The sequence below is a fragment of the Flavobacterium myungsuense genome, assembly GCF_042677265.1.
Classification (GTDB): Bacteria; Bacteroidota; Bacteroidia; order Flavobacteriales; family Flavobacteriaceae; genus Flavobacterium; species Flavobacterium myungsuense.
Window position 1 is genome coordinate 1 of sequence record NZ_JBHTIZ010000003.1, and the last position, 4,797, is coordinate 4,797.

General features: G+C 47.1%; 3 tRNA genes and 2 rRNA genes. All 5 read left to right on the forward strand.

What is annotated here, in order from left to right:
* Nucleotides 1-97: 97 nt before the first annotated feature.
* A 16S ribosomal RNA gene (locus tag ACFQ0S_RS00165) occupies nucleotides 98-1,609 on the forward strand.
* Nucleotides 1,610-1,700: 91 nt separating this feature from the next.
* Nucleotides 1,701-1,774, forward strand: a tRNA-Ile gene (locus ACFQ0S_RS00170).
* 139 nt (nucleotides 1,775-1,913) lie between these two features.
* A tRNA-Ala gene (locus ACFQ0S_RS00175) sits at nucleotides 1,914-1,987 on the forward strand.
* Nucleotides 1,988-2,083: 96 nt separating this feature from the next.
* Nucleotides 2,084-2,157: transfer RNA gene (locus ACFQ0S_RS00180), tRNA-Ala, on the forward strand.
* Nucleotides 2,158-2,370: 213 nt separating this feature from the next.
* Nucleotides 2,371-4,797: ribosomal RNA gene (locus ACFQ0S_RS00185) — 23S ribosomal RNA — on the forward strand; the annotation flags it as partial.

A 4,797-nucleotide genomic window follows, 5' to 3' on the forward strand; every position in this document is an offset into this window, starting at 1 on the left:
AAAAAGAGAGTAAGAGAATCGAGTCCCGATTATTCGGGATAGAATAAAGCTAGAGAATTCGTCTAAAATAAATGCTAAAGTAATTTAGCGACAATATACGATGAAGAGTTTGATCCTGGCTCAGGATGAACGCTAGCGGCAGGCTTAACACATGCAAGTCGAGGGGTATAGTAGCAATACTAGAGACCGGCGCACGGGTGCGTAACGCGTATGCAATCTACCTTTTGCAGAGGGATAGCCCAGAGAAATTTGGATTAATACCTCATAGTATAGTGATACCGCATGGTACTACTATTAAAGTCACAACGGCAAAAGATGAGCATGCGTCCCATTAGCTAGTTGGTAAGGTAACGGCTTACCAAGGCCACGATGGGTAGGGGTCCTGAGAGGGAGATCCCCCACACTGGTACTGAGACACGGACCAGACTCCTACGGGAGGCAGCAGTGAGGAATATTGGACAATGGGCGCAAGCCTGATCCAGCCATGCCGCGTGCAGGATGACGGTCCTATGGATTGTAAACTGCTTTTATACGAGAAGAAACATCCCGACGTGTCGGGACTTGACGGTATCGTAAGAATAAGGATCGGCTAACTCCGTGCCAGCAGCCGCGGTAATACGGAGGATCCAAGCGTTATCCGGAATCATTGGGTTTAAAGGGTCCGTAGGCGGTCTTATAAGTCAGTGGTGAAATCTCCCCGCTCAACGGGGAAACGGCCATTGATACTGTAGGACTTGAATTATTAGGAAGTAACTAGAATATGTAGTGTAGCGGTGAAATGCTTAGAGATTACATGGAATACCAATTGCGAAGGCAGGTTACTACTAATGGATTGACGCTGATGGACGAAAGCGTGGGTAGCGAACAGGATTAGATACCCTGGTAGTCCACGCCGTAAACGATGGATACTAGCTGTTGGGAGTAATCTCAGTGGCTAAGCGAAAGTGATAAGTATCCCACCTGGGGAGTACGTTCGCAAGAATGAAACTCAAAGGAATTGACGGGGGCCCGCACAAGCGGTGGAGCATGTGGTTTAATTCGATGATACGCGAGGAACCTTACCAAGGCTTAAATGTAGATTGACCGTTTTGGAAACAGAACTTTCGCAAGACAATTTACAAGGTGCTGCATGGTTGTCGTCAGCTCGTGCCGTGAGGTGTCAGGTTAAGTCCTATAACGAGCGCAACCCCTGTTGTTAGTTGCCAGCGAGTCAAGTCGGGAACTCTAACAAGACTGCCAGTGCAAACTGTGAGGAAGGTGGGGATGACGTCAAATCATCACGGCCCTTACGCCTTGGGCTACACACGTGCTACAATGGACGGTACAGAGAGCAGCCACTACGTGAGTAGGAGCGAATCTATAAAACCGTTCTCAGTTCGGATCGGAGTCTGCAACTCGACTCCGTGAAGCTGGAATCGCTAGTAATCGGATATCAGCCATGATCCGGTGAATACGTTCCCGGGCCTTGTACACACCGCCCGTCAAGCCATGGAAGCTGGGGGTGCCTGAAGTCGGTGACCGCAAGGAGCTGCCTAGGGTAAAACTGGTAACTAGGGCTAAGTCGTAACAAGGTAGCCGTACCGGAAGGTGCGGCTGGAACACCTCCTTTCTAGAGAAAGACGCAATTTAACTAGTTCCAAAGAATAAGATTTAATTACTCTCGCTGTTAGTTCAAATAATACAAATTAAGTAATAAACAGAGTCTCGTAGCTCAGCTGGTTAGAGTACAACACTGATAATGTTGGGGTCCCCAGTTCGAGTCTGGGCGGGACTACTATTTAAAGCTTAAGGAAATTCTAGAAGTTGTCAATTCACCAACTCATTTGGATGTAAAGTAAAGTTACTGACACGAGTACGTTAGTACGAACTGTCGCAGCAAAACTGAAAACTGAACACTGCCAACTGAAGAAACTGGGGGATTAGCTCAGCTGGCTAGAGCGCCTGCCTTGCACGCAGGAGGTCAACGGTTCGACTCCGTTATTCTCCACTATCTGAANAAAAGCTTAAAAAAAGAAGAAATTCTAGAGTTGAGAAATTATGGGTATTCATTCATAATTCATAATTCACAATTCATAATTAGATTGGGGGATTAGCTCAGCTGGCTAGAGCGCCTGCCTTGCACGCAGGAGGTCAACGGTTCGACTCCGTTATTCTCCACTATCTGAAGAAGATTGAATACAGAAAAAAGAATATAGACTGAGTCTATTCTCTATTTTCTTTGTTCTTTTAGTCTAAAGAAAAGTTCATTGACATATTGAGATAAGAAATAATAAAAAGTAGAAAGAACATGATAGTATCAAGTGGCTATTATCAAGTATGAAGACTTTAGTCATAGTACTTAATACTTAAAACTTAATACTACGTAAGTACAATAAGCAAAATAAGGGCGTATGGGGGATGCCTAGGCTCTCAGAGGCGAAGAAGGGCGTGATAAGCTGCGAAAAGCTACGGGGATTGGCACACACGAATTAATCCGTAGATACCCGAATGGGGCAACCCACTATGTTGAAGACATAGTACACCGATAGGTGGGCAAACCCGCTGAACTGAAACATCTAAGTAGGCGGAGGAGAAGAAAACAAAAGTGATTCCGTAAGTAGTGGCGAGCGAACGCGGATTAGCCCAAACCAATGTTGTTACGGCAATGTTGGGGTTGTAGGACCACGACATTTTATGCACAAGGAATTAGAATCTACTGGAAAGTAGGACCAAAGAGGGTGATAGTCCCGTATAGGTAACGAGTGTAATAAATAGTGGTATCCTGAGTAGGGCGGGGCACGTGAAACCCTGTCTGAATTTGGCGGGACCATCCGCTAAGGCTAAATACTCCTGAGAGACCGATAGTGAACCAGTACCGTGAGGGAAAGGTGAAAAGAACCGTGAATAACGGAGTGAAATAGATCCTGAAACCATACGCTTACAAGCGGTCGGAGCCCTGAAATGGGGTGACGGCGTGCCTTTTGCATAATGAGCCTACGAGTTAACGTTGCTGGCAAGGATAAGTGCTTAAGGCATGGATCCGTAGCGAAAGCGAGTCTGAATAGGGCGCTTTAGTCAGTAGTGTTAGACGCGAAACCGTGTGATCTACCCATGGGCAGGATGAAGCGCTGGTAACACAGTGTGGAGGTCCGAACCGGTTGACGTTGAAAAGTCTTCGGATGACCTGTGGGTAGGGGTGAAAGGCCAATCAAACTCGGAAATAGCTCGTACTCCCCGAAATGCATTTAGGTGCAGCGCACGGCGCAAAGTTATATAGAGGTAGAGCTACTGATTGGATGCGGGGGCTTCACCGCCTACCAATTCCTGACAAACTCCGAATGCTATATAATNAGATATAAGTTATATAGAGGTAGAGCTACTGATTGGATGCGGGGGCTTCACCGCCTACCAATTCCTGACAAACTCCGAATGCTATATAATGTTTCCTTGCAGTGAGGGCTTGGGTGCTAAGGTCCAAGTCCGAGAGGGAAAGAACCCAGACCATCAGCTAAGGTCCCCAAATATATGTTAAGTTGAAAGAACGAGGTTTGTCTGCCCAGACAGCTAGGATGTTGGCTTGGAAGCAGCCATTCATTTAAAGAGTGCGTAACAGCTCACTAGTCGAGCGGACGAGCATGGATAATAATCGGGCATAAACATATTACCGAAGCTATGGATTTTGTAGTAATACAAAGTGGTAGGGGAGCATTCTCACAGGGTTGAAGGTGTATCGTAAGGTATGCTGGACTGGTGAGAAAAGAAAATGTAGGCATAAGTAACGATAATGCGGGCGAGAAACCCGCACACCGAAAGACTAAGGTTTCCACAGCTATGCTAATCAGCTGTGGGTTAGTCGGGACCTAAGGCGAACCCGAAAGGGACAGTCGATGGCCAACGGGTTAATATTCCCGTACTACTGATAACTGTGATGGGGTGACGGAGTGATGAAAGTACCGCGAACTGACGGAATAGTTCGTTAAAGCACCTAGCTATAGGACCTGTAGGCAAATCCGCAGGNAATCAGCTGTGGGTTAGTCGGGACCTAAGGCGAACCCGAAAGGGACAGTCGATGGCCAACGGGTTAATATTCCCGTACTACTGATAACTGTGATGGGGTGACGGAGTGATGAAAGTACCGCGAACTGACGGAATAGTTCGTTAAAGCACCTAGCTATAGGACCTGTAGGCAAATCCGCAGGTTTTGGTGAAATGCGATAGTACTCAGCGGCTTCGGCCAACGAGATAGTGTACCTAAGGGCTTCCAAGAAAAACCTCTAAACTTCAGGTTATTAGTACCCGTACCGTAAACCGACACAGGTAGTCGAGGAGAGAATCCTAAGGTGCTCGAGAGATTCATGGCTAAGGAATTAGGCAAAATAGACCCGTAACTTCGGGAGAAGGGTCGCCCCGAGTAATCGGGGCCGCAGTGAAGAGGTCCAGGCGACTGTTTATCAAAAACACAGGGCTCTGCAAAATCGTAAGATGAAGTATAGGGCCTGACACCTGCCCGGTGCTGGAAGGTTAAGAGGAGATGTTATGGGTAACCAGAAGCATTGAATTGAAGCCCCAGTAAACGGCGGCCGTAACTATAACGGTCCTAAGGTAGCGAAATTCCTTGTCGGGTAAGTTCCGACCTGCACGAATGGTGTAACGATCTGGACACTGTCTCAGCCATGAGCTCGGTGAAATTGTAGTAACGGTGAAGATGCCGTTTACCCGCAGTGGGACGAAAAGACCCTGTGCACCTTTACTATAGCTTAGTATTGACCTTGGATAAATGATGTGTAGGATAGGTTGGAGACTGTGAAGTGGCGTCGC